We start from the raw sequence: 23,797 nt of genomic DNA on the forward strand, positions 1-23,797 counted from the left end.
CAGCTACGTTGCACCGCGACTCACCGCGCGGGCGGGGCGGTGAGCACGCAGTCGCCGCACAGGCCGCCCATCGGCCCTTGGTAGAACAGGCAACAGCTGGTCCTGCGGAAGGTGCCGTCGGTGAACGATCCGGTGCCCGCCAGCGGCTCGGTGTCCAGCAGACCCCGCACGAGCGTGCGCCCGGCGGGTTCGAGGTCGGGACGGGTCATCGCCAGCACCGTCACCGCCCCGTTGGCCGCCGAGGTCAGATTCCCGCGCGTCACCTGCGGTGACAGCGAGACCAGCGAGTGCAACCGGTCACCCAGCGTGGTCAGCGCCGCGATCACGGTGGCGGCGATGGTCGCGGCGGGGGCTCCGGTCGTGACCCAGGCCGGGTCCGCGGCGGCGAAGAGTGGGGCATGACCATCGGAGGTCCGCCACCGGATGGACCCGGCATCCAGCACCGGGACGGCGCCGAAGCACACCGCAGCGCCGATGGCAGGGGAGAGCAACCGGGCGGCGACACCGAGCTGGAACGACGAGGCGGCCATCCGGACCGGCACCCGCCCCGGCGGGCAGCCCGCCGCGCCGGCGATGGCGTCGCGGGTGGCCGTGACGTGGCCGCGCAGCCCCGCGTCGTCGAATAGCGCTGGCAGCGGCTGCCATTCGTGTCCGTGTGCGTGGGGGAGCGCGAAGTACCCGCCCAGTTCGGCTAGCGCCGCCAGGTGGCCATCGGTCGATGGGAGGGTCACGCGAAGACAGGCTAGCCGCTGATTCCGCGGAAGCGGACCACAACGAGCTCTGCAACGTTGTTGCAACGTGACGCGAGCCACAATCGGTGCATGACAGAACCGACCCTCGATCCGACGGTGGACTACCCGTTGAGCCTGAACCGGCAGGATCTGCTGTTCACCCCCAACGGCAAGTCGATCGCCGACATCACCATGGACGCGGTGATGTCGGGTGACGTCACCGCTTCGGACCTGCGCATCACCCCGGAGACGCTGCGGCTGCAGGCCCAGATCGCCGAGAAGGTCGGCCGTAAGCCGCTGGGCGCGAACCTGCGCCGCGCGGCGGAGATGACGGCGATCAGCGATGAGCGGGTGCTGCAGATCTACAACGCGTTGCGGCCCAACGCCTCCACCAAGGCCGAGCTGGACGCCATCGCCGAGGAGTTGGAGACCCAGTACGGGGCCACCATGCTGGCCGGTCTTGTCCGCGAAGCCGCCGACGTCTACGAGCGTCGCGACATCCTCGCCACCAACGATTAGGAGCTGATCCGGTGACCGCAGTAACCCCCCAGGCGGCTTCAGCCTCGACGGCAGGCGAGAAGCGGCAGTCCGAGCGCACCAGGGTTCTTGAGGAGCGCCCCGTCAACCTCGACGGCTTCGTCCAGGAATGGCCCGAGGTCGGAATGGTGGCGCTGGACAGCGAATTCGATCCGGCGCCCAGCGTCAAGGTGGTCGACGGCGTGATCGTCGAGATGGACGGCCGGGCCCGCGCCGACTTCGACTTCCTGGACCAGTTCATCGCCGACCACGCGATCGACGTGGCCACCACCGAGGCGTCGATGGCCATCCCCGCTCAGGACATCGCGGCCATGCTGGTCGACCCCCGGGTGACCCGTGACGATGTGATCGCGGTGACCCGCGGTCTGACGGCTGCCAAGCTGCTCGAGGTCGTCAAGACGATGAACATCGTCGAGATCATGATGGGCATGCAGAAGATGCGCGCCCGCCGCACCCCGGCGAATCAGGCGCACTGCACCAGCGCGCGGGACAACCCGCTGCAGGTGGCGTGCGAGGCGGCCGAGGCGTCGCTGCGCGGATTCTCCGAGGTCGAGACGACGCTCGGCGTGGTGCGTTACGCACCGCTGGTCGCGATGGCGCTGCAGATCGGCAGTCAGGTCGGCCGCGGCGGTCGGCTGACCCAGTGCGCCCTCGAAGAGGCCACCGAACTGGAACTCGGTATGCGCGGCATCACGGCGTACGCCGAGACCATCTCGGTGTACGGCACCGAGTCGGTGTTCGTCGACGGTGACGACACCCCGTGGTCGAAGGCGTTCCTGGCCGCGGCGTACGCCTCGCGCGGGATCAAGATGCGTTTCACCTCCGGTACCGGCTCCGAGGTGCAGATGGGCAATGCCGAGGGCCGGTCCATGCTGTACCTGGAGATCCGCTGCATCCTGGTCACCAAGGGTGCCGGCGTGCAGGGTCTGCAGAACGGCTCGATCTCCTGCATCGGTGTCCCCGGCGCGGTGCCCGCGGGCATCCGGGCGGTGGCCGCCGAGAACCTGATCGCCTCGGCCGTCGACCTCGAATGTGCCTCCGGGAACGACCAGTCGTTCTCGCATTCGCCGATGCGACGGGTCGCGCGGCTGCTGCCGCAGCTGATGCCGGGCACCGACTTCATCACCTCCGGCTACTCGGCAACGCCCAACTACGACAACATGTTCGCCGGATCCAACGTCGACGCCGAGGATTTCGACGACTTCAACACCATCCAGCGTGACCTGCAGATCGACGGTGGTCTGCAGCATGTGAAGGAATCCGAGATCCTGGCCGCGCGGCACCGCGCGGGCAAGGCGCTGCAGGCGGTTTTCCGCTACCTGGATCTACCGGCGATCACCGACGCCGAGATCGAGGCCGCCACCTACGCGCACGGCAGCCGCGAGCTCATCCCGCGCGATGTGCTCGAAGACCTCAAGGGCGCCCAGCAGGTGATGGAACGCAACGTCACGGGCCTGGATCTGATCAAGGCGTTGGAGTCCACCGGCTTCACCGATATCGCCGAGAACCTGTTGACCGTTCTGCGGCAGCGTGTTTCCGGTGACTTGCTGCAGACCTCGGCCATCATGGACCGCAACCTGCAGCCGCTGTCGGCGGTCAACGACCGCAATGACTACGCCGGTCCCGGCACCGGCTACCGCCCCACGGGGGAACGTTGGGAAGAGATGAAGCGGTTGCGGCACGTGACCAGCGCCGAGAACCCCGAACTTGAGGTGGAATGACATGTCGGAAAGAACACTGAGTCTCACCGATGAGAAGCCGGCCGAGGCCGGTAAGCGCACCGACGAGGTCCTGGTCGGGGTGTCACCGGCCTTCGCCGACTTCTTCAGCCAGACCATCACCGGTCTGTCGCATGCCGATGTGATCCGCCAGATCCTGGCCGGTATCGAGGAGCAGGAGGTGGCGGCCCGCGTCGTACGGATCCGGCACAGCAGCGATCTCGCCGTCGTCGCGCACACCGCGGCCAAGCTGTCCGGATCGGGTATCGCGATCGGTCTGCTCTCGCGGGGCACGTCGATGATCCACCAGCGCGACCTGCCCCGGTTGTCGAGCCTGGAGCTGTTCCCGCAGAGCCCGCTGATGACCTTGGACACCTACCGTCAGATCGGCTCGAACGCGGCCCAGTACGCCAAAGGTGAGTCACCCGAACCGGTTCCGACGCTGAACGACCAGATGGCCCGCCCGCGCTGGCAGGCCAAGGCGGCACTGCTGCACCTGAAGGAAACCGAGCAGATCGTCAAGGGAGCCAAGCCGGTCGAGGTGATTCCGCAGTTCGAGCAAGCGCTGGCGAACTGAGCGGCCCAACCGATGAAGGACGTCCGTTGAAGAATGTTGTCGGGGTCGACATCGGCAACTCGACGACGGAGGCCAGCGCGGCGACGATCGGTTCGGATGCCGCCGTGCGCTTCCTGGGGGCGGCCCTGGCGCCGACCACCGGCGTCAAGGGCACCCCGCGCAACGTGGACGGGGTGGCCGAGGTCGTCGACCGGGCATTGCGGGCCGCCGGTGTGGCGATCGCCGATCTCGACACCGTGCTGCTCAACGAGGCCACACCGGTGATCAGCGGGATGGCGATGGAGACCATCACCGAGACCATCATCACCGAGTCGACCATGATCGGGCACGATCCGCGTACGCCGGGTGGCCGGGGGCTGGGCGTGGGCACCACGGTGCCGTACGCGTCGTTGGACGATCCAGCCGCGCTGTCTGCACAACACCCGGCGGAACCGGTCATCGTCGTCGTCCCCAAAGGCGTGGACTTCGAGGTGGCCGCGGCGGCGATCAACACCGCGACCCGGCGCGGGATCGTCGTGGCTGCAGCCATTCTCGGCAATGATGATGCCGTGCTGGTGGTCAACCGGCTCGATACGACCATCCCGGTGATCGACGAGGTGTCGCGCATCGACGCGGTGCCGTTGGGCATGCTGGCCGCCGTCGAGGTGGCCGGGCCGGGGCAGTCGATCCGCACGCTGTCCAACGCCTACGGGCTGGCCACCATCTTCGAACTGGATGCCGCCGCGACCAAGGTGGTGTCTCCGGTGGCCCGCGCGCTGACCGGCAACCGGTCGGCCGTCGTGGTGCGCACCCCGGCCGGGGATGTCGCCGATCGCACCATCCCGGCGGGGTCGCTGGAACTGCACGGCGAGAGCCGCAGCGCGTCGGTCGACGTGTCGCGCGGTGCGGTCGAGATCATGGCCGCCGTCGAACGTGTCAGTCCGCTGGCCGATGTGAACGGCGAGTCGGGCACCAACACCGGCGGCATGATCGCCAACGTTCGGCAGAGCATGGCCGACCTGTCCGACCATGCGGTGACCGATGTGCACATCAAGGATCTGCTCGCGGTCGACACGTTTGTGCCGCAGGAGGTCCGGGGCGGCGTGGCCGGTGAGGTGGCACTGGAGAACGCGGTGGCGCTGGCGGCCATGGTGCGCACCAGAGAGAGCGGAATGCAGGCGGTCGCGACGGCGGTGACCGAGCGGTTGCGCGCCGCGGGCGCCGACCGCGTCGAGGTTGTCGTCGGCGGTGTGGAGGCCGAGATGGCGGTACTGGGTGCCTTGACCACACCGGGTACCGACAAGCCGCTGGTGGTGCTCGATCTCGGCGGTGGATCCACCGACGCGGCGGTGATCGCCGCCGACGACTCGATCGACGCGGTGCATCTGGCCGGCGCCGGAGATCTGGTCACCAAGTTGATCGACGCCGAACTCGGTTTGGACAACCTGGAGTTGGCCGAGGACATCAAACGGTTCCCGCTGGGCAAGGCGGAGAGCTTCTTTCACGTGCGGTTGGAGAACGGCACCGTGCAGTTCTTCGAGAAGCCGCTGCCGGCAACGGCGTTTGCGCGGGTGGTGACCCTCGACGGCGCCGGGATGAATCCGATACCGGGCCGGCACTCGATGGAGCGGATACGGATGGTGCGCCGCACCGCCAAGGAACGCATCTTCGTGGTCAACGCCTTGCGCGCGTTGCGCGCGGTGGCACCCGGCGGTGATCTGCGTCAGATCGGCTTCGTGGTGCTGCTCGGTGGTTGCGCGCTGGACTTCGAGATCCCCGATCAGATAGCCGATGCGCTGGCCCCGTACGGGATAGTCTGCGGCACCGGCAATGTCCGCGGCACCGAGGGGCCCCGTAACGCGGTGGCCTCGGGTCTGGTGGCCGCGTACGCCGCGAAGGTGGCGAGCGGTGGTGTCTGAGGGCTTCCGGTCCGCGCGTTCGCAGCCGCAGCGGCCGGTGGTGGTGGTGCTCTCGGGCGGCCCGGACTCGGTGGTGCGCGAGGTGTTGGCCGGTATCGAGGAAGAGGGCGTGCCCAGCACGGTCGAGACGGTCACCGGACAATCGGCGACCGCGCTGGCCATCCGCGCCGCGGCCCAGTCGCCGCTGCAGGTGGGCATCGGTGTCGACGCCGACGGTGAGGTCAGCGTCTGTCACGTCAAACTCGAGCAGCCGGTCTTCGAACTCGCGGGTGGATCGAGCCCCGCGCGGCTGCGGACTCTGGGGCACAACGCCGCCCGCATCGTGGCGGGGCTCCCGCTGCGAACCGTCACCGACGGCTGATTTCCGCGACGCGAAGGCCATGTTGGGCTGGACAGCGCGCCGCCGAGCGGTGATACTGCTTTATCAAAGGTTGGGTATCAGACCTTTAGGCTGACGTGTTTCAGGCAGTCGAACGCTTCCCGGTCAGCCCCCGGCTGGCAGATGCTCCAGACGCCCCGCGGCGTCCCCCCGATCATCGCTGATCGACCGCAATTGCCTTGTCAATGAAGGAGTTTGAAGTGGCCGGTGTCGAAGAACACCTGGAGAGTGCAGATTATCTGCAGAAACGTCAGCTGAAATCGGGCACCGCAGGCTGGCTGCTGCTGGCCGGACTCGGCGTCAGCTATGTCATCTCCGGTGACTACTCGGGATGGAACTTCGGTCTGGCCGAGGGCGGCTTCGGCGGCCTCGCCATCGCCGCGGTCATCATCGCCGGCATGTACCTGGCGCTGGTGCTGGGGATGGCCGAGCTGTCCTCGGCGCTGCCGGCCGCCGGCGGCGGGTACACCTTCGCCCGGCGCGCCATGGGCCCGTGGGGCGGGTTCGCCACCGGCACAGCCATTCTCATCGAGTACGCCATCGCACCCGCGGCCATCGCCACCTTCATCGGCGCCTACGTCGAATCGCTGGGGCTGTTCGGTATCACCGACGGCTGGTGGGTCTACCTGGCCGCCTACCTGCTCTTCATCGGGATCCACCTGGCCGGCGTCGGCGAGGCCCTCAAGGTGATGTTCGTGATCACCGCCATCGCGCTGGTCGGGCTCATCGTCTTCGCGATCGCCGCGATCGGCCACTTCGACGTCGCCAACCTGACCAACATGGCGGTCGACGAGACCGCGGCCGGCGCGTCGAGCTGGCTGCCCAACGGCTACCTCGGCATCTGGGCGGCCTTCCCGTTCGCGATCTGGTTCTTCCTGGCCATCGAGGGTGTGCCGTTGGCCGCCGAGGAGACCGCCGATCCCGAGCGCAACGTCCCCCGCGGCATCATCGCCGGCATGGGTGTCCTGCTGGTCACCTGCGCCGCCGTGCTCATCCTGACCACCGGTGCCGGCGGCGCCGACGCGATGTCGGGCTCGGGCAACCCGCTGGTGGAGGCGCTCGGTGACGGCACCGCGGCCAAGGTCGTCAACTACATCGGTCTGGCCGGCCTGATCGCCAGCTTCTTCTCCATCATCTACGCCTACTCCCGGCAGCTGTTCGCGCTCTCGCGCGCGGGCTACCTGCCCAAGGCGCTGTCGGTGACCAACTCGCGCAAGACGCCGACGCTCGCCCTCATCGTCCCCGGCCTGATCGGCTTCGCACTGTCGCTGACCGGGCAGGGCGCGACGCTGCTGAACATGGCGGTCTTCGGCGCCGCGCTGAGCTATGTGCTGATGATGATCAGCCACATCGTGCTGCGTCGCCGCGAACCGGACATGCCGCGGCCCTACCGCACCCCGGGTGGCGTCGCGACCACCGGTTTCGCCCTGGTGATCGGCGTGTTCGCGGTCATCGCGACCTTCCTGGTCGACCCGGTCGCGGCCGGTATCTGCCTGGCCGTGTTCGCCGCATTCATGCTGTATTTCGCGGTCTACAGCCGGCACAAGCTGGTGGCCAACTCGCCGGACGAGGAGTTCGCCATGCTCGCGGCCGCGGAGAGCGAACTCAAGTGATCTACCGGCAGCAGGTCTCGGGCGTGAACTACGCCTTCGACGGACTGGTGGAGGTGCTGGCCAAGGCCACCCCGCTGCGCTCGGGCGACCAGCTCGCCGGGTGCGCCGCCGAACACGACGCCGAACGCGCGGCCGCCGCGTGGGTGCTCGCCGACCTGCCGCTGGAGACCTTCCTCAACACCGACATCGTCGACTACGACACCGACGAGGTCACCCGGCTCATCATGGACAGCCATGACCGGCAGGCGTTCGCCGCCGTGTCGGGGCTGACGGTGGGCGGCCTGCGGGACTGGCTGCTGGAGACGTCGTCGCATGACGACAGCGCAACGCGGATCGCCGCGATCTCGCCGGGGCTGACCCCGGAGATGGTCGCGGCGGTCAGCAAGATCATGCGCAACCAGGACCTGATCGCGGTGGCGGCGGCCTGCACCGTCACCGCGGCGTTCCGCACCACCGTCGGGCTGCCCGGCACGCTGGCCACCCGGCTGCAACCGAACCACCCGACCGACGATCCCCGCGGTATCGCCGCCGGCATCCTGGACGGGTTGCTGCTCGGGTGCGGTGATGCCGTGATCGGTATCAACCCGGCCACCGATTCACCGCAGGCCACCGCGGACCTGCTGCACCTGCTGGACTCCATCCGCACCCGCTATGACATCCCGGTGCAGTCGTGCGTGCTCTCGCACATCACCACCACCATCGGGTTGATCGAGAGCGGTGCGCCGGTGGACCTGGTGTTCCAGTCCATTGCCGGCACCGAGGGGGCGAATTCGGCGTTCGGCGTCGACATCTCGCTGCTGCGCGAGGGCCGCGAGGCGGCCATGGCCCTGCAGCGTGGCACCGTCGGCGACAACGTCATGTATCTGGAGACGGGCCAGGGCTCGGCGCTGAGCTCGCACACCCACCTGGGGGTGGGCGGCAAGCCGGTGGATCAGCAGACGCTGGAGACCCGTGCCTACGCCGTCGCGCGCGATCTGGATCCGCTGCTGGTCAACACCGTCGTCGGGTTCATCGGACCCGAATACCTCTATGACGGCAAGCAGATCATCCGCGCAGGGTTGGAGGATCACTTCTGCGGCAAGCTGCTTGGCCTGCCGATGGGGGTCGATGTCTGCTACACCAACCACGCCGAGGCCGACCAGAACGACATGGACACCCTGCTGACCCTGTTGGCGGCGGCGGGGGCGGCCTTCGTCATCACGGTGCCCGGCGCCGACGATGTCATGCTCGGCTACCAGAGCCTGGCCTTCCACGACGTGCTGACCACGCGCCGCACGCTCGGCCTGCGGCCGGCACCGGAGTTCGAGGCCTGGCTCAAGCGCGTCGGGATGGTCGACGACGCCGGTCGGCTCACCCCGTTCGATCTGACGCACTCACCGTTGCGTGCGCTCACCGCGGCACCATGAGGAGCGCCTTGACCAGTAGTGATCCCGCGATCCAGGAATTCTGGGCCGATCTCCGCAAGACCACGCAGGCCAGGATCGGGCTGGGTCGCGCCGGCACCGCGCTGCCCACCCGGCAGGTGCTGGAACTGGCCGCCGCGCACGCCGCCGCCCGCGATGCGGTGCACATCCCGCTCGATACCGAGGACCTCGCCGGCGCGGTGCGCGCCGTGGGCATCGGGGAGCCGGTGCTGGTGACCAGCCGGGCCGGCTCACGCGAGGAGTACCTGCGCCGTCCGGACCTGGGCCGGTTGCCGGCCGAGGGCAACGATGTCCCCGCCGAACCGGCCGATATCGGCTTCGTGCTCGCCGACGGTCTGTCGCCGACCGCGCTGAGCCACCACGGTGCGAACCTGCTCGCGGCACTGGTGGGCGCCCTTGCCGACCGGTACACCCTGGCCCGCCCGGTCATCGCCACGCAGGCCCGGGTGGCCCTCGGCGATCACATCGCCGCCGCTCAGGGGGTGCGCACGCTGCTGGTCATCATCGGTGAGCGGCCCGGCCTGAGCGTCGCCGACAGCCTGGGCATCTACCTCACCCACCTGCCGGGGCCCGGCCGCACCGACGCCGACCGCAACTGCATCTCCAACATCCACCCGCCGGACGGTCTGGGTTATGCCGAGGCCGCGCGGGTGGCCGCGGGTCTGGTCGGCGGAGCGGTGGCGCTGGGTCGCTCCGGGGTGCAACTCAAGGACACATCGCGGCCGGCGCTCGGCCAGGACGACGCGGATCGCGCGATTTCCTAGCCGCCATATCGCCACCCCCGATTTGGGCGTTTTGACCTGCAGCGACGCCGCCCGGTAAGCTTCCTCGCTGGCGTGTGCTGTCCCTAGGGGCATACGGGTCCCGGGTCAACGTCGGTCGCCGGGAATCCTGATCGCATCCGCCTGACCGGCACAACAACCCGAGAGAAGAAGGTAAGCACACCATGCCTACTTACACGCCGAAGGCGGGTGACACCACGCGGTCGTGGTACGTCATCGACGCCCAAGACGTGGTGCTCGGCCGGCTCGCCGTCGAAGCAGCGAAGCTGCTGCGCGGCAAGCACAAGCCGACATTCACGCCCAATGTCGACGGTGGTGACTTCGTCATCATCATCAACGCCGAGAAGGTCTCCCTCAGTGGGGACAAGCTCACCACCAAGTTCGCTTACCGCCACTCGGGTTACCCCGGCGGCCTGCGCAAGCGCACCATCGGCGAGCTGCTGGAGAAGCACCCGACCCGTGTCGTCGAGAACGCCATCGTCGGGATGCTGCCGCACAACAAGCTGAGCCGTCAGGTGCAGAAGAAGCTGAAGGTGTACGCGGGCCCCGAGCATCCGCACGCCGCGCAGCAGCCGATTCCGTTCGAGATCAAGCAGGTGGCGCAGTGACCGAGGCCGAAGTGACCGAAGTGACCGAAGAGGTCGTCGAGACCCCCGCCGGTGAGTACACCGAGTCGGACGCCGTCGTGGAAGAGGGCGCGTTTGTGGAAGGCGTCGACGAGGCCGCTCCCCGTGAGCCGGTCTACATCGACCGCCCCATCCAGACCGTCGGCCGCCGCAAGGAAGCCGTCGTCCGGGTCCGCCTGGTGCCCGGCACCGGCAAGTTCAACCTGGATGGCCGCTCGCTGGAGGCCTACTTCCCGAACAAGGTGCACCAGCAGCTGATCAAGGCCCCGCTGGTGACCGTCGATCGGGTGGAGAGCTTCGACATCTACGCCCACCTCGATGGTGGCGGCCCGTCCGGGCAGGCCGGCGCACTGCGTCTGGCGATCGCCCGTGCGCTGATCCTGGTGCAGCCCGAGGATCGTCCGGCGCTGAAGAAGGCCGGATTCCTCACCCGCGACCCGCGTGCCATCGAGCGCAAGAAGTACGGCCTCAAGAAGGCCCGCAAGGCGCCTCAGTACAGCAAGCGCTGATCTGTTCGTCTTCCCGGCCGCCGGGTGTGGAGCAATCCACACCCGGCGGTCTTTTTTATTGTGATGTTCTTTGCTCACATGGGTACCGGCGCTGGTGAGGTCGGTGACAGAGGCGTTGCCAGTTTCTGCATCCGCCGTCGTCTGCGGCCCGCCGGATTTGATCTCGGCGAGCGGTGCTGTGCACGGTGGAGCCGGAGGAGCGGGGGCGCGTCGGCGCGTCCAGGCAGACCGAATCTGCCGTCGGTACGAGTCAGTCAGCTCGTAGGGGGACCGGACCGCTTCCACTGACTGAAAGGATGACGAATGAAGAACAACACTGTGATGCGTATGACCGCGAGCGCCGCCATGGGCGGGGCCCTGCTGCTGTTCGGTGGCGCCGCCGTTGCGGGCGCGCAGCCCGGTGACGGTCGGGTCGACCTGGCGATCGGCACCGCGGGCGTGCTGACCGATGTGCCGATCGACGCGGCCTCGCAGATCGCCGCTGACGTCTGCAAGACCGACGTCGCCGAGCTCACCGTGACCGCGCAGAGCGTGGACACCGCCGGTGCGCAGCAGAGCGCGTGCACCAACACCCTCGGTGCGGTCGATTTCCGACAGAACGGCGCCGAGGAGCAGGACGTGACCGAGGAGCCGGGCACGGCCGAGGGCGCCTCGTTCTCCGAGGAGCCGACCGAGCCGACCGATGAGACCGTCGAGGACGGTGCCACCGAGGGCTCCACCGATGAGGCCCCGGTGACCACCACGACCACGGTTCCGGTGCCGGCTCCCGCCGGATGATCGCTGTTCGACAATGCTGCTGCCCGCGTCCGAAGGGACGCGGGCAGCGGTGTATCGATTGCATTCCAACCTGGCCGCAGGGCTTGTCAGTTGGCTCTTTGGCCCCCGCATATGAGAAATTTGACCCCATGGCTCGACTTTTCGGCACCGACGGCGTGCGCGGAGTCGCCAATCGCGACCTCACCGCCGAACTGGCGGTGGCGCTGGGTTCGGCGGCCGCGCGGCGGCTCGGCTCGGTATCGACAGCAGGACGCCGGGTGGCCGTCGTCGGCCGCGATCCACGCGCCAGCGGCGAGATGCTGGAGGCGGCGGTCATCGCCGGACTGACCAGTGAAGGCATCGACGCACTGCGGGTGGGCGTGCTGCCGACTCCCGCGGTGGCGTACCTGACCAGCGCATACGACGCCGATTTCGGCATCATGATCTCCGCCTCGCACAATCCGATGCCCGACAACGGCATCAAGATCTTCGGCCCCGGCGGGCACAAACTCGACGATGCCACCGAGGACCGCATCGCCGAGTTGGTCAGCTCGGGGCCCGGTGAGCGGCCCACCGGAGCGGGGATCGGCCGCGTCGTGGACGCCGAGGATGCTCTGGACCGCTACCTGCGCCACGCCGCGAAGGCGGTCACCACCCGCCTCGATGGCATCAAAGTGGTGGTCGACTGCGCCAACGGGGCCGCCTACGCCGCCGCGCCGATGGCCTACCGGGCGGCGGGCGCCGAGGTCATCACCCTGAACGCCGAACCCAACGGTCTCAACATCAACGATCGCTGCGGCTCCACCCACATGGACGTGCTGCAGCAGGCCGTCGTCGCACACGGAGCCGATCTGGGCCTGGCGCATGACGGTGATGCCGACCGCTGCCTGGCCGTCGACGCCGACGGCGGGCTGATCGACGGTGACGCCATCATGGTGATGCTCGCGCTGGCCATGCAGGAGGCCCAGGAACTGGCCTCGAACACGCTGGTCACGACCGTCATGAGCAACCTCGGGCTGCACATCGCGATGCGTAACGCCGGTATCGAGGTGCGCACCACGGCCGTCGGTGACCGCTACGTCCTGGAGGAACTGCGGGCAGGGGAGTTCTCGCTCGGCGGCGAACAGTCCGGGCACATCGTGCTGCCGACGTTCGGCACCACCGGCGACGGTGTCGTCACCGGTCTGCGACTGATGTCGCGGATGGCACAGACGCGCAGCACGCTGGCGGCCCTGTGTGCGCCGATGCAGACCCTGCCGCAGGTGCTGATCAATGTCGAGGTTGCCGACAAGGCGACGGTCGCCGAGGCCGCGTCGGTGCAGAGCGCGGTCGCCGAGGCCGAGGCGCTGCTCGGTGACACCGGCCGAATCCTGCTGCGGCCCTCGGGGACCGAGCAGGTCGTCCGGGTGATGGTCGAGGCCGCCGATGCCGACACCGCCCGGCAACTGGCGGTGCGGGTGGCCGAGTCGGTCAGCCGGCACCACTGATCTGTTCGGGAGTTCGGTGGAACCGAACGGCGCGCCGCTGCGTCCTATTCGGGTATGGGATACATCGACGCGGCACGCATGGATGTCGCCGCGCTGCTGACCGCCGCGCACCGCTATGACACCGCGGCCGGGTTGGTCGAGGACACGGTGGGGCGCTGTCTGCTGGTCTTCGGACCGGCCGGCGCGGGTCGGGAGTACACGGACTGCGGTGCAGAGGTGCAGCGCTCCGTGGCGGCCACCGTCGGCCGGTTGCGGTCCTGGGCGGCCGCGAATCGAGAGGTCGCGGCGAGTCTGCGGGCTTCCGCGGCGGACTATGCCGATATCGACACCCGCGTCGCCCGCCGGATCGGCTGACCATGCTCGACGATGGTGTGGCGGCGGTCGCGGTCCTGACGGAGTACGTCCGGGCCTGCCGGCAGCTCGGGCATGACGGCCCGGATCCTGTTGCGTTGCAGACCGTTTATACCGCCGAGGAATCGATGGACCTCGAGGCGCTGGCGGCCGACTGCCGGTCGCTGACGGCGGCGGTGGCCGCCGCCGAAGAGGCTCAGTCGGTGCAGGACGACGCCTGCCGGGCCGCGGTGACCGCGTGGCAGGGGGCCGGTGGTGCGGTCGCCGCGGACTTCCTGCATCGGCACGCCGCTGCCTCCGCTGCGGCCGTCGACGGACTGCGCTGTGCGGCAACGGCATTGCAGCAGTTGGCCGATCGCCTCGGGTACTTGGTCGAGGCGAAGGTCGAGACCACCGTCGCGGTCGAGGGACGGGGCGTGCGGGAGGTGTGGCTGGAGGCCTCCCGGACGGTCAGCACCGGGGCTGGGGATCGTTCGAACGCCAGCGAACTGGTGGACCTTCAGGTGGCGCCGTTCGTGGCCGATGATGTCGGTGGTGACTGGATGGCATCGATGCGCGCCACCGGAGACGCGATCCGTCAGGCGTACCGGTCGGCGGCGGACGCGGCGTTCTCGGAGGTGGTGTTCGATTCACCGGGCCGCCTCGCGGTTGCGCAACCGACTGCCGGGCAGGCTTTCCCGAGATCGCCGGCGGCGACGGTTCCGACCGGTTACATCACCGAGCCCACCGCACCGCCGGCATCCGCACCGCCGGTTGCGCCGTCGGCATCCGCGCCGGCAGTGCCGCCCGCGGCGGTACCGGACCCGCTCGCGGCGGCTGCCCCGCCGATGACCGGCGGCGGGCTGGGTGGCATGCCGTCCCCGGTGTCGGGGCTCTCCGGTCTGTCGGGTCTGGGCCAGCCGTTCACCGACCTGCTGAGCGGACTGTTCGGGTCGCGATCTTCCGAATTGTCCGACGGCTCGGTCGATCTGGGTGATCCGCTGGATGAGGATGTCCTTGCTGAGGATTCCGGGGAAGGCGGCGAGGACGCCGACGCCGACATCGAGGAGAGCGACACCGACGCCGAGACCGAGGCTGCCGAGGACACCGAGCAGGACGCGGAGGAGGACGCCGCGGTCACCGACGACGAGGAGTCCGAGGACGTGTCCGTCGGGGAGCAGGTGCCGCTCGGTGCCGCCGAGGCGGCGCCGGTTCCCACGCCGGTGCCCGAACCGCTCCCGCCTCCGCCGGCCGAGCCCGTGCCGCCGCCCGCGCCGGCCGCCACGCCGTGCGAGATCGCCGCCGATGCGCTACCGCAGGCGGGACCGTGAACTACCGTGCGGCGTTGTTCTCGGTGATCAGCGTCCAACCATCGATTGGATTGCCCCGCAGCACAAAGTATCCGGTGTTGCGCAGCGGGTCGGATGCGAGCGCGGCGGGATCGACACCGCGGACGTTCATCGCCACCCATGTCATGATCGCCGCGCCGTGCGAGTAGGCGACGGCATTACGGTCGCCGCTGTCGTAGATGGTCTGCATGGCCTGGTCGAACCGGGCGTCGAACTCGTTGCCGTCGACGGATCCGGGGATGCGGGCCGTCCGGTCGCCACGCAGCCATTGCATGGGCGCCTGGAAATAGGTGGACCCGGCGGCGATCTCGGGTTCGCCCTCGTACACGCCGGCCTCGATCTCGCGGAGTCCGGGCAGTACGGTCGGCGCTTCACCGAGGGCATCCACCATCGGCTGGGCGGTCTGCTGGGTGCGGATCATGGTGGATGCGTAGATGCCGTCGAACACGGTGCCTTTGCCGCGCAGCAGTACCGTCACGGCGTCGGCCTGCTCCCGGCCCGACGGCGTGATCGACGGTCCGGGCGTCGACGTGTCGATCAGACCGGAGGCGTTGCCCGCCGATTGGGCGTGGCGTACCAACGTGACGGTGATATCGGGTTCGGCCGCGGCCGTCGGTGCAGTGAGCACGGCGCTGGCGATGAGCAGTGCCCCGGCGATCCCGCGAACAGACATGTGTTCCCCCTAGAACCGTGATTCTAGGGGGAACATGAGTCTGCTCGTGGCGTGGAAAGGGTCAGCGCGAAGTTGCGGCACCGCTACGGCGCGGGCGGCCGCGGCGGCCGTTGGCATTCCCGCCGGGGGAGCCGGAGCCACCGGAACCACCGGAACCGCTGTGCCGCTGCGGCTTACGCCGCCGATTGGACTGTCCGGCCGGCCGCTGTGCGGGCGCCTCCGGGGTCTCCAGCACGATCGGTCCGCTGAACGTGCGCTCGCCGGGGGCGATCTCCTGCAGCACCGGATGGCTGGCGCCGGCGAACTTGGTCACCGTCGGCTTGACGCCGGCCTTGCGGGTGAGCACCCGCACGTCGGACACCTGGCTGTCCAGCATCAGGGTCACCACGGTGCCCTCGCTGCCGGCGCGCGCGGTCCGACCGGACCGGTGCAGATAGGCCTTGTGCTCGACCGGCGGATCGGCGTGCACCACGAGGTTCACGTCGTCGACGTGGATGCCGCGCGCCGCGATATCGGTGGCCACCAGCACGGTGGCGGCGCCGTCGGAGAACGCGCCCAGGTTGCGGGTGCGCGCGTTCTGGGACAGGTTGCCGTGCAACTCCACCGCCGGCACGCCACGCGAATTCAGCTTGCGCGCCAAGCCTTTCGCACCGTACTTGGTGCGCGCGAACACGATGGTCCGGCCGGGCGAGGCAGCCAGGTCGGCCAGCACCTCGAAGCGGGCGTCGTGATCGACGTGCAGGACATGGTGCACCATCGCCGACACCGGGGACTGTTCGGAGTCGACGCTGTGCACGACGGGATCGTGCAGGTAACGCTGGACCAGCACGTCGATGCCGTTGTCCAGGGTCGCCGAGAACAGCAGGCGCTGGCCGTCGCGCGGAGTGCGGTCGAGCAGCCGCTTGACCGGAGGCAGGAAGCCGAGGTCGGCCATGTGGTCGGCCTCGTCGAGCACGGTGATCTCCACGCCGGACAGGTCGGCATGGCCGGACTTGACGTGGTCCTCGAGGCGGCCGGGGCAGGCGATGACGATGTCGACACCGTCGCGCAGCTTCTGGATCTGCGGCTGGGCGCCGACGCCACCGAAGATGGTCACCGACTTCAGGCCGGTGGCCTTGGCCAGGGGTGCCAGCGAGGCGTCGATCTGGGTGGCGAGTTCACGGGTGGGCGCCAGGATGAGTGCACGGAATGCGCCGGAACGCCGGGACTTCGGGTTGGCGGTCAGCCGACCGACGACGGGCAACAGGAAGGCGTAGGTCTTCCCGGATCCGGTCTTGCCGCGGCCGAGCACATCGCGGCCGGCCAGCGAGTCAGGCAGCGTCGCAGCCTGGATGGGAAAGGGGGACTCGATGCCGTTGGCAGCGAGCGTGGTGACGACGGCCTCGGGCAGCCCGAGGTCGGCAAAGGTGGGCACGAAAAAAACTCCAGTGAATAGGGTGCGGTCGTCCTGCCCGGCGCGGAAGGTCCCGCGGCGCTCGGTGTGACGATCGAGCAGGGCGACGAGATACGCCCTGGCGAAGCGGCAAAAGGCAGAACAGACGATGCCGCTGTTACAGAGCGTACCCAATGGGGCGTTGTGGCCCCAAGTCATCCCCGGGATGTGAGGCGAGCGTCACCCTCGTCACAGGTCGCTGGTCAGCGCGATCAGTTCCTCGGTGTAGCGCAGCGCCTCGGCATCGTCGACCGCGAGCGGGTGCACCAGCATTGTGGTCACCCCTGCCTCGGCGTAGGCGGCCAACCGCTCCTTGACGAACCCGCGCGGGCCGACCAGCGACACGTGCCGGACCAGGTCGTCGGGCACCGCGGCAATGGCCTCCTCCTTCTTGCCTGCCAGGAACAGGTCCTGGATGCGGTCGGCGACCTCGCCGAAGCCGTATCGGGTGGCCAGCTTGTGATAGAAGTTCTGGCCGCGGGCTCCCATACCGCCGATGTAGAGCGCCAGTTGGGGTTTGGCCCAGGCCAGCCGGTCCTCGACGTCCTCGCCGATGGCCAGGCTGGCGCTGACCATGATGTCCAGCGGGCCCAGTGCAGGGTCGCGCTTGGCGTACCCGGCACGCAACGAATCCCCCCACACGTCATCGGCCTTCTCCGGGTAGAAGAACACCGGCTGCCAGCCGTTGGCGATCTCGGCGGTCAGCTCGACATTCTTCGGCCCGAGCGCGGCGATGGTGATCGGGATGTTCTCGCGCACAGGATGATTGATCAGGCGTAGTGGCTTGCCCAGGCCGGTGCCACGGCCTTCCGGCAGCGGGATCTGATAGTGCTTGCCCTGGTAGTTGACCTTCTCGCGGCGCCACACCTGGCGGCAGATGTCGACCACCTCGCGGGTGCGACCCATCGGCGCCTCGAACGGCACCCCGTGGAAGCCCTCCATGACCTGCGGGCCGGAGGTGCCGATGCCCAGCCGGAAGCGGCCGTCGGACACGTAGTCCAGCCCGGCCGCGGTCATCGCCAGCAGGGTGGGGGTCCGCACGTAGATCGGGACGACGCCGGTGCCCAGTTCGATCGTCGAGGTCTTGGCCGCCAGGTATCCGAGCTGGCTGATGGCGTCGAAGGAGTACGCCTCGGCTACCAGCGCGATGTCGGCACCGGCCTTCTCCAGGTGGACGACCTGCTCGGCGGCCTCTTTGAAGCCGCCGGCGTAGCTGAGGAAGATGCCTGTGCGCATGGCTGCGTTTATATCACCAACCAGTTGGTTGGTAACACCGGCGCGGTATCAGCCCTTCAGCAGGGCGACGACCTTGTCCTCCAGCGTCGGCTGCTCGGCCTCGGGGTCGAGGGCGACCGTCTTGGGCAGCGTCACCTCGGGATCGGCGAAGTCGCGGTAGGTCTTGTCCCCGGTCAGCGTGAACAGCAGATAGCCGGTCAGCAGCGCGCGAACCGCCTTCTGCGTGCCCTTGTCGGCACCGGGCAGGCCGAACGCCTTGGCGAGTCGCCGTCCCTCGACCAGACCGCCGGGGTCGCCCTTGCTGACGATGCGCAGGGTGGATGAGGACCATGCCCGCCCGAGCGCGTCGGCGTTCGAGCGGATGGAACTGGCATCGGAGTGGGCTCGCAGGATCAGGCCAGGAAGCTGCAGCGATGCCGCGGGCTGTTCGGCCGGCGGGCTGCTGACCGCGGGGAATAGCGCTGCGGCGGCCTTGAGCCGGGACCCCATCCCGGCCGCGGCGAACACCGCCGCCGATCCGCCGAAACCGTGCCCCACCACACCGAGCTTGCCCGGATGGACGCTGATCTTGCCCGGCCCCAGCCGGACCCCGGCGATGATGTCGAGCGTGGTGCCCAGATCCACCGCGAGGTTCAGCACCGACGGGGCGAACGTCTTCTCCGTGTTGGGTGCCGCGGCGACGATGCCCCAGGACGCCAGGTGCTCCAACGTCCCGGTGTACCGGTCGGTGCCGGTCAGCCAGTCGTGGCCGAAGGCGATCCCGGGCAGGTTGAACCCCGACTCGGGGGTGTAGACGACGCCGGGCTGACCGGCGAAAGCGAGGTCTCCGCGCAGGACACGGTGCGGTCCGCGCCGGGTCAGGGCAGCGAAGAGTTTCTTCGTCTTGGCCACGCATAGACCCTAGTCGACGCGCGTGGGCGGGCGCTGGGTCGGCACTGCACTACCCTGGGACCCTATGTGTGGAATCGTCGGCTACGTCGGGCAGCGCCCTGCCTGCGAGATCGTCGTCGATGCGTTGCGCCGGATGGAGTACCGCGGATACGACTCATCGGGCGTGGCCCTGCTCGACGGCGCGGGCGGCCTGACCGTCCAGCGCAGAGCCGGTCGGCTGGCCAATCTGGAGGACGCGCTCGGCGCGGCCGGTGGTGACGCACTCGGCGGCACCACCGGGATGGGGCACACCCGGTGGGCCACCCATGGTCGGCCGACCGACCGCAACGCCCACCCGCACCGGGACAGCAGCGGCAAGTTCGCCGTGGTGCACAACGGCATCATCGAGAACTTCGCCCTGCTGCGCGCCGAGCTGGAAGCCGTCGGTGTCGAGTTCGCCAGCGACACCGATTCCGAGGTCGCCGTGCACCTGGTCGCGCACGCCTACCGCGCCGGCGACACCGCCGGGGACTTCGTGGCCTCCGTGCTCAAGGTGCTGCGCCGCCTGGAGGGGCACTTCACGCTGGTGTTCGCGTTCGCCGACGAGCCGGGCACCATCGTCGCCGCGCGCCGCTCCACCCCGCTGGTGGTGGGGGTGGGCGAGGGTGAGATGTTCATCGGCTCCGACGTCGCCGCGTTCATCGAGCACACCCGCGAGGCCGTCGAGCTCGGGCAGGACCAGGCGGTGGTCATCACCGCCGACGGCTACCGGGTCACCGACTTCGCCGGCAACGACGAAACCGCCGCCGCCCGGGCCTTCCACATCGACTGGGATCTGAGTGCCGCCGAGAAGGGCGGCTACGAGTTCTTCATGCTCAAGGAGATCGCCGAGCAGCCCACCGCGGTGGCCGAGACGCTGCTGGGCCATTTTGTCGACGGCCGCATCGTGCTGGACGAGCAGCGGCTCTCCGATCAGGAACTGCGCGAGGTCGACAAGGTGTTCATCGTCGCCTGCGGTACCGCGTATCACTCCGGTCTACTGGCCAAGTACGCCATCGAGCACTGGACCCGGCTGCCCGTCGAGGTGGAGCTGGCCAGCGAATTCCGGTATCGCGATCCGGTTCTGGATCGCAGCACGCTGGTGATCGCGATCTCGCAGTCCGGTGAGACCGCCGACACCCTGGAGGCGGTGCGGCACGCCAAGGAGCAGAAGGCCAAGGTGCTGGCCATCTGCAACACCAACGGCAGCCAGATCCCGCGCGAGGCCGACGCGGTGCTCTACACCCGGGCCGGGCCGGAGGTCGGGGTGGCGTCGACCAAGACGTTCCTGGCGCAGCTGACGGCGAATTACCTGGTTGGCCTTGCCCTCGCGCAGGCACGCGGCACCAAGTACGCCGACGAGGTGGCCCGCGAGTATCACGACCTGGAGGCAATGGCCGCCCAGGTCGAGCGGGTACTGGGCTGCATGGAGCCGGTCACCGAACTCGCCCGTAAGTTCGCCAACTCCTCGGCGGTGCTGTTCCTGGGTCGCCACGTCGGCTACCCGGTGGCGCTCGAAGGCGCGCTCAAGCTCAAGGAGCTGGCCTACATGCATGCCGAGGGGTTCGCCGCCGGTGAGCTCAAGCACGGCCCGATCGCGTTGATCGAGGACGATCTGCCGGTCATCGTGGTGATGCCGTCACCGAAGAGTGCCGCGACCCTGCACGCGAAGCTGCTGAGCAACATCCGCGAGATCCAGGCCCGCGGTGCGGTCACCATCGTCATCGCCGAGGAGGGTGATGACACCGTGGCACCTTACGCCGATCACCTGATCGAGATTCCCTCGGTGTCAACGCTTTTCCAGCCGTTGCTGTCGACCATCCCGATGCAGGTGTTCGCCGCGGGGGTGGCTCAGGCGCGCGGGTACGACGTCGACAAACCACGCAACCTGGCGAAGTCGGTCACCGTCGAATAGTGGGTCAGCCGACCCGCTTGGCCCACTCGCTCGGCGGCATGCCGAACTGACGTCGGAACGCGCGGTTGAAGGTCCCGGGTTCGGTGAACCCGCTGCCGCGTGCGGCGCGGGTGACCGAGAATCCCTGTGCGATCAGGCTGCTCGCGTGTTCAAGGCGGCGACGGCGGATCTCGGTGGCCGGCGACCGACCGTCCTCGGCCAGCAGTTGCTGCACGGTGCGCAGGGACAGGTGGAATTCGGCGGCCAGGCGCGCCGCGGTGAACTCCGGGTCCTTGAACCGCGCACGGACGTGGGCCAACAGCTGTGATCGCAGCTCGGCGCGTGACGGTGCCAGGTCGTGATGCACGTCGTCTCGGTGCGCCGCGGCCGCGAGGCGTTCGGTCGCATCGGCGAAGGACAGCAGCCGGGCACCATCGGTGCCCAACGGTTTGGCCGCCCAGGTCACCGGGATCGGTTGGCCTGCACGGGTGATGAACCATTCGTGCGCGCTGAGGCTGGCCGACCCGCAGCCATCCAAGATCGGGCAGGTCTGCGACGGGTAGCGCGATCCGTCGGGATGCCACTCGTGCAGGGTGTCGTGGCTGGGCGCGCCGATCACATCGTCGGCGGATCGGTAGCCGAGCATGCTCAGCGCAGCCTGGTTGGCCAGGGCGACCGTGCCGTCCGGCCCGATCACCCACAAGGGGGTCGGGGCCACGTCGATGGCCGCTGACAGTATCCCTGCGTCGAGGGCAGTCTCGTTCACCACATCCCACCTGGCTTCCGATAGTGAGGCCGAGGTTAGGCAGCGGGGATTTCCGGCGTGTTTCGCCTCCGGTTACGGTGCGGTTAAACGACGTCCGTTGCGGCGCGGGATGCGCAAAATGCCCGATTCCCTTCGCCTTCTGCCATGGGCAGGGCGGGGTCCTGCCGGTGGTATGGGGGGAGTGGCGACCGATGACGCTCGCCGGAAACCCCTGCGTCCGCCCGAAGGAGTACGCCGATGGCCTATGACCCGGCATCACCCGTCAGCATCGAGATCGAACAGCGCCGTACCGAGACCGGCATCAGTTGGCAGAAGCTGGCCGACCACATCGACCGCCCACTGGTGTGGACGGTGGCCGCCATGCTCGGCAGCCACCCGATGCCCGCGAAGGAGGCGGTGGCCGCCGGCGAGTTGCTCGGTCTGAGCCCGGAAACCGTTGCCGCGCTGCAGCGTCAGCCCTACCGGACGGCAGATCCCGAGCTGTTGACCGACCCGACGATCTATCGGTTCGTCGAACTGATCAACGTGTATGGGCCGACGTTCAAGGCGCTGATCCACGAGGAGTTCGGCGACGGCATCATGAGTGCCATCAACTGCAACATGACCTTCGAGCGCCGGGCCGACCCGGACGGTGACCGGGTTGTCGTGACGATCGACGGCAAGTTCCTGCCGTATCACTGGTAGGGGGACTCATGTCATACGTCAAACCAGCCGAACTCGCGACCCGGATCATCGATGCGGGCGAATCGAAGGTGTTCATGTCGACCCGGGACACCCTGATCCGTTCCTTCATGGCCGGCGCGATCCTCGCCCTGGCTGCCGCGTTCGCGGTCACGATTTCGGTGAAGACCGGCGAGCCACTGCTCGGCGCGGTCCTGTTCCCGGTCGGCTTCTGCATGTTGCACCTACTCGGATTCGACTTGCTGACAGCGGTTTTTACGCTCGTTCCGCTGGCCTGGCTGGACAAGCGCCCGGGCGTCAGCCTCAAGCCGATGCTGCGCAACTGGGGGCTGGTGTTCCTGGGTAACCTGCTCGGCGCCCTGACGGTCGCTGTCTTCATGGCGGTGTACTTCACCTACGGATTCAGCGTGGCACCGGACGCCGTCGGGCAGGCGATCGGTGAGATCGGCGCCGGCCGGACGGTCGGTTACGCCGATCACGGGGCCGCGGGCATGCTGACCCTGTTCCTGCGCGGTGTCATGTGCAACTGGATGGTGTCGATGGGCGTGGTGGGTGCGATGATGTCGGACAGTCTGCCCGGCAAGGTGATTGCGATGTGGATGCCGATCATGGTGTTCTTCTACCTCGGCTTCGAACACTCGATCGTCAACATGTTCCTGTTCCCGTCCGGGTTGATGCTGGGTGGTGAGTTCACCATCGTGGACTACCTGGTGTGGAACGAGATCCCGACCGTGCTGGGCAATCTGGTCGGTGGATTGGCGTTCGTCGGGCTGGTCATCTACGCCACGCACGGTAAGACCGGGCCGATGCGGCCGCGTCCGCACGAATTGGTGTCGGTGGACAAGGCCCCGATCAACGCCTGACACCGTCGGCTCGCGGGTGGGTTCGGCCCGCCCGCGAGCCGGCGGATGGCGAGTCGTCGGGAGCCTCGCTTGTCGTACCCTCCTGGCATAATCGCACATATGTTCGATAGTCGAGATGTGGGGAGCCACCTCGATACCGCGCGCGACCAACTGCGCGCTGAACGCGCGGCGGTGGCCGCCAAGGTGCTGGCCGCCGGGCGGTTCGCCCTGGCCCGGATGGCCCAGCTCGGACACGCTTTCGACGATCTGATCGTCGATGACTGGGAACTGGCCGCTGCCGAACTGGGCGCCGAGCTGGGCATCAGCCGCGGCCGGGCCACCACGCTGATCACCCAGGGCCGCGACCTGCTCACCCGGCTGCCCGCCGTCGCCGAGGTGTTCGCCACCGGCACGGTGGATCTGCGGGTGCTGCGGCTCATCCTGACCCGCACCGCCCTGATCGTCGACCCCGACATCATCGCCGTCATCGACACCCAACTCGCCGGCAAAGCCGAATCCTGGAACCCGCTGTCCGATGAACGGATCGCCGATCTGATCGACTGGATGATCGTCGACGTCGACCCCGAAGCGGTGCGCCGCGCCCGAAACGCACGCCGGCGCCGCCACCTGAGCATCGACCCGGTCGGC

At 68.6% G+C, this 23,797-nt stretch carries 24 protein-coding genes; 18 read left to right on the plus strand and 6 right to left on the minus strand.

The window, feature by feature from the left end; translation table 11 throughout:
• Positions 1–20: 20 nt before the first annotated feature.
• A complete protein-coding gene (locus tag BST17_RS04015; RefSeq protein ID WP_083055621.1) occupies positions 21–731 on the minus strand; it encodes a (2Fe-2S)-binding protein in 711 nt (236 codons plus the stop codon).
• A gap of 90 nt (positions 732–821) precedes the next feature.
• On the opposite strand from BST17_RS04015, the gene BST17_RS04020 reads away from it, so the two are divergent.
• The 14 genes from BST17_RS04020 to BST17_RS04085 all read left to right on the plus strand — a co-directional run bounded on the left by BST17_RS04020 (position 822) and on the right by BST17_RS04085 (position 14,698).
• Positions 822–1,250 (plus strand): diol dehydratase small subunit, encoded by a 429-nt coding sequence (locus BST17_RS04020; protein WP_083055622.1) that lies wholly within the window; start codon positions 822–824, stop codon positions 1,248–1,250.
• A gap of 11 nt (positions 1,251–1,261) precedes the next feature.
• The gene (locus BST17_RS04025; RefSeq protein ID WP_083055623.1) at positions 1,262–2,989 is read left to right on the plus strand and encodes a propanediol/glycerol family dehydratase large subunit; all 1,728 of its coding nucleotides are present in this window, start codon (positions 1,262–1,264) and stop codon (positions 2,987–2,989) included.
• Between the two features lies 1 nt (position 2,990).
• Positions 2,991–3,563, plus strand: a complete 573-nt coding sequence (locus tag BST17_RS04030; RefSeq protein WP_083055624.1) for a propanediol/glycerol family dehydratase medium subunit — start codon at positions 2,991–2,993, stop codon at positions 3,561–3,563.
• Positions 3,564–3,589: 26 nt separating this feature from the next.
• Positions 3,590–5,461 (plus strand): diol dehydratase reactivase subunit alpha, encoded by a 1,872-nt coding sequence (locus BST17_RS04035; RefSeq protein WP_083055625.1) that lies wholly within the window; start codon positions 3,590–3,592, stop codon positions 5,459–5,461.
• Positions 5,454–5,822, plus strand: coding sequence for a glycerol dehydratase reactivase beta/small subunit family protein (locus BST17_RS29580; RefSeq protein ID WP_269149835.1), 369 nt, complete (start codon positions 5,454–5,456; stop codon positions 5,820–5,822). Before BST17_RS04035 ends, BST17_RS29580 begins: the two co-directional genes overlap by 8 nt.
• Positions 5,823–6,025: 203 nt before the next feature.
• Positions 6,026–7,453 (plus strand): ethanolamine permease, encoded by a 1,428-nt coding sequence (gene eat / locus BST17_RS04045; RefSeq protein WP_083055626.1) that lies wholly within the window; start codon positions 6,026–6,028, stop codon positions 7,451–7,453.
• The gene (locus tag BST17_RS04050) at positions 7,450–8,859 is read left to right on the plus strand and encodes an ethanolamine ammonia-lyase subunit EutB (RefSeq protein ID WP_083055627.1); all 1,410 of its coding nucleotides are present in this window, start codon (positions 7,450–7,452) and stop codon (positions 8,857–8,859) included. The genes eat and BST17_RS04050 overlap by 4 nt, the downstream gene beginning before the upstream one ends.
• Before the next feature lie 8 nt (positions 8,860–8,867).
• Entirely contained in the window at positions 8,868–9,641 is a 774-nt protein-coding gene (gene eutC / locus BST17_RS04055; protein WP_234807519.1) for an ethanolamine ammonia-lyase subunit EutC, read from the plus strand.
• Positions 9,642–9,823: 182 nt separating this feature from the next.
• Positions 9,824–10,267 (plus strand): 50S ribosomal protein L13, encoded by a 444-nt coding sequence (rplM, locus tag BST17_RS04060; RefSeq protein WP_083055629.1) that lies wholly within the window; start codon positions 9,824–9,826, stop codon positions 10,265–10,267.
• A gap of 20 nt (positions 10,268–10,287) precedes the next feature.
• Positions 10,288–10,794 (plus strand): 30S ribosomal protein S9, encoded by a 507-nt coding sequence (gene rpsI / locus BST17_RS04065; RefSeq protein ID WP_407937727.1) that lies wholly within the window; start codon positions 10,288–10,290, stop codon positions 10,792–10,794.
• Positions 10,795–11,097: 303 nt separating this feature from the next.
• The gene (locus BST17_RS04070) at positions 11,098–11,571 is read left to right on the plus strand and encodes a hypothetical protein (RefSeq protein WP_109749984.1); all 474 of its coding nucleotides are present in this window, start codon (positions 11,098–11,100) and stop codon (positions 11,569–11,571) included.
• Positions 11,572–11,699: 128 nt separating this feature from the next.
• On the plus strand, positions 11,700–13,037 hold the full coding sequence (glmM, locus tag BST17_RS04075) for a phosphoglucosamine mutase (RefSeq protein WP_083055630.1): 1,338 nt from the start codon (positions 11,700–11,702) through the stop codon (positions 13,035–13,037).
• Between the two features lie 54 nt (positions 13,038–13,091).
• Positions 13,092–13,391, plus strand: coding sequence for a hypothetical protein (locus BST17_RS04080; RefSeq protein ID WP_083055631.1), 300 nt, complete (start codon positions 13,092–13,094; stop codon positions 13,389–13,391).
• A gap of 2 nt (positions 13,392–13,393) precedes the next feature.
• Complete coding sequence (locus tag BST17_RS04085) at positions 13,394–14,698, plus strand: hypothetical protein (RefSeq protein WP_083055632.1); 1,305 nt, start codon at positions 13,394–13,396, stop codon at positions 14,696–14,698.
• A 1-nt stretch (position 14,699) separates the two neighbouring features.
• On the opposite strand, the gene BST17_RS04090 is transcribed toward BST17_RS04085, so the two are convergent.
• The 4 genes from BST17_RS04090 to BST17_RS04105 all read right to left on the minus strand — a co-directional run bounded on the left by BST17_RS04090 (position 14,700) and on the right by BST17_RS04105 (position 18,948).
• Positions 14,700–15,389: a histidine phosphatase family protein gene (locus BST17_RS04090; protein WP_083055633.1), complete on the minus strand. Its 690-nt coding sequence runs from the start codon at positions 15,387–15,389 to the stop codon at positions 14,700–14,702.
• A 61-nt stretch (positions 15,390–15,450) separates the two neighbouring features.
• Positions 15,451–16,803, minus strand: coding sequence for a DEAD/DEAH box helicase (locus BST17_RS04095; protein WP_083055634.1), 1,353 nt, complete (start codon positions 16,801–16,803; stop codon positions 15,451–15,453).
• A 207-nt stretch (positions 16,804–17,010) separates the two neighbouring features.
• Positions 17,011–18,057, minus strand: a complete 1,047-nt coding sequence (locus BST17_RS04100; protein ID WP_083055635.1) for an LLM class F420-dependent oxidoreductase — start codon at positions 18,055–18,057, stop codon at positions 17,011–17,013.
• Between the two features lie 48 nt (positions 18,058–18,105).
• Positions 18,106–18,948, minus strand: a complete 843-nt coding sequence (locus BST17_RS04105) for a dienelactone hydrolase family protein (RefSeq protein WP_083055636.1) — start codon at positions 18,946–18,948, stop codon at positions 18,106–18,108.
• A gap of 64 nt (positions 18,949–19,012) precedes the next feature.
• On the opposite strand from BST17_RS04105, the gene glmS reads away from it, so the two are divergent.
• The gene (gene glmS / locus BST17_RS04110; RefSeq protein ID WP_083055637.1) at positions 19,013–20,881 is read left to right on the plus strand and encodes a glutamine--fructose-6-phosphate transaminase (isomerizing); all 1,869 of its coding nucleotides are present in this window, start codon (positions 19,013–19,015) and stop codon (positions 20,879–20,881) included.
• A gap of 4 nt (positions 20,882–20,885) precedes the next feature.
• On the opposite strand, the gene BST17_RS04115 is transcribed toward glmS, so the two are convergent.
• Complete coding sequence (locus tag BST17_RS04115) at positions 20,886–21,626, minus strand: helix-turn-helix domain-containing protein (protein WP_165762210.1); 741 nt, start codon at positions 21,624–21,626, stop codon at positions 20,886–20,888.
• Between the two features lie 237 nt (positions 21,627–21,863).
• On the opposite strand from BST17_RS04115, the gene cynS reads away from it, so the two are divergent.
• The 3 genes from cynS to BST17_RS04130 form a co-directional block, all read left to right on the plus strand.
• The gene (gene cynS, locus BST17_RS04120; protein WP_083055639.1) at positions 21,864–22,310 is read left to right on the plus strand and encodes a cyanase; all 447 of its coding nucleotides are present in this window, start codon (positions 21,864–21,866) and stop codon (positions 22,308–22,310) included.
• An 8-nt stretch (positions 22,311–22,318) separates the two neighbouring features.
• On the plus strand, positions 22,319–23,170 hold the full coding sequence (locus BST17_RS04125; RefSeq protein WP_083055640.1) for a formate/nitrite transporter family protein: 852 nt from the start codon (positions 22,319–22,321) through the stop codon (positions 23,168–23,170).
• A gap of 99 nt (positions 23,171–23,269) precedes the next feature.
• Positions 23,270–23,797: DUF222 domain-containing protein (locus BST17_RS04130; RefSeq protein ID WP_133053508.1), on the plus strand; the 528-nt coding region annotated here is incomplete at its 3' end.

Origin of the sequence: Mycolicibacterium bacteremicum (assembly GCF_002086115.1) — a bacterium.
Taxonomy (GTDB): domain Bacteria; phylum Actinomycetota; class Actinomycetes; order Mycobacteriales; family Mycobacteriaceae; genus Mycobacterium; species Mycobacterium bacteremicum.

Coding starts and splice junctions, on each gene's coding strand:
- BST17_RS04020 (WP_083055622.1), top strand. CDS start 822: ATGACAGAACCGACCCTCGATCCGACGGTGGACTACCCGTTGAGCCTG.
- BST17_RS04030 (WP_083055624.1), top strand. CDS start 2,991: ATGTCGGAAAGAACACTGAGTCTCACCGATGAGAAGCCGGCCGAGGCC.
- eat (WP_083055626.1), top strand. CDS start 6,026: ATGAAGGAGTTTGAAGTGGCCGGTGTCGAAGAACACCTGGAGAGTGCA.
- rplM (WP_083055629.1), top strand. CDS start 9,824: ATGCCTACTTACACGCCGAAGGCGGGTGACACCACGCGGTCGTGGTAC.
- BST17_RS04070 (WP_109749984.1), top strand. CDS start 11,098: ATGAAGAACAACACTGTGATGCGTATGACCGCGAGCGCCGCCATGGGC.
- glmM (WP_083055630.1), top strand. CDS start 11,700: ATGGCTCGACTTTTCGGCACCGACGGCGTGCGCGGAGTCGCCAATCGC.
- BST17_RS04080 (WP_083055631.1), top strand. CDS start 13,092: ATGGGATACATCGACGCGGCACGCATGGATGTCGCCGCGCTGCTGACC.
- BST17_RS04085 (WP_083055632.1), top strand. CDS start 13,394: ATGCTCGACGATGGTGTGGCGGCGGTCGCGGTCCTGACGGAGTACGTC.
- BST17_RS04090 (WP_083055633.1), bottom strand. CDS start 15,389: ATGTCTGTTCGCGGGATCGCCGGGGCACTGCTCATCGCCAGCGCCGTG.
- BST17_RS04100 (WP_083055635.1), bottom strand. CDS start 18,057: ATGCGCACAGGCATCTTCCTCAGCTACGCCGGCGGCTTCAAAGAGGCC.
- glmS (WP_083055637.1), top strand. CDS start 19,013: ATGTGTGGAATCGTCGGCTACGTCGGGCAGCGCCCTGCCTGCGAGATC.
- cynS (WP_083055639.1), top strand. CDS start 21,864: ATGGCCTATGACCCGGCATCACCCGTCAGCATCGAGATCGAACAGCGC.
- BST17_RS04125 (WP_083055640.1), top strand. CDS start 22,319: ATGTCATACGTCAAACCAGCCGAACTCGCGACCCGGATCATCGATGCG.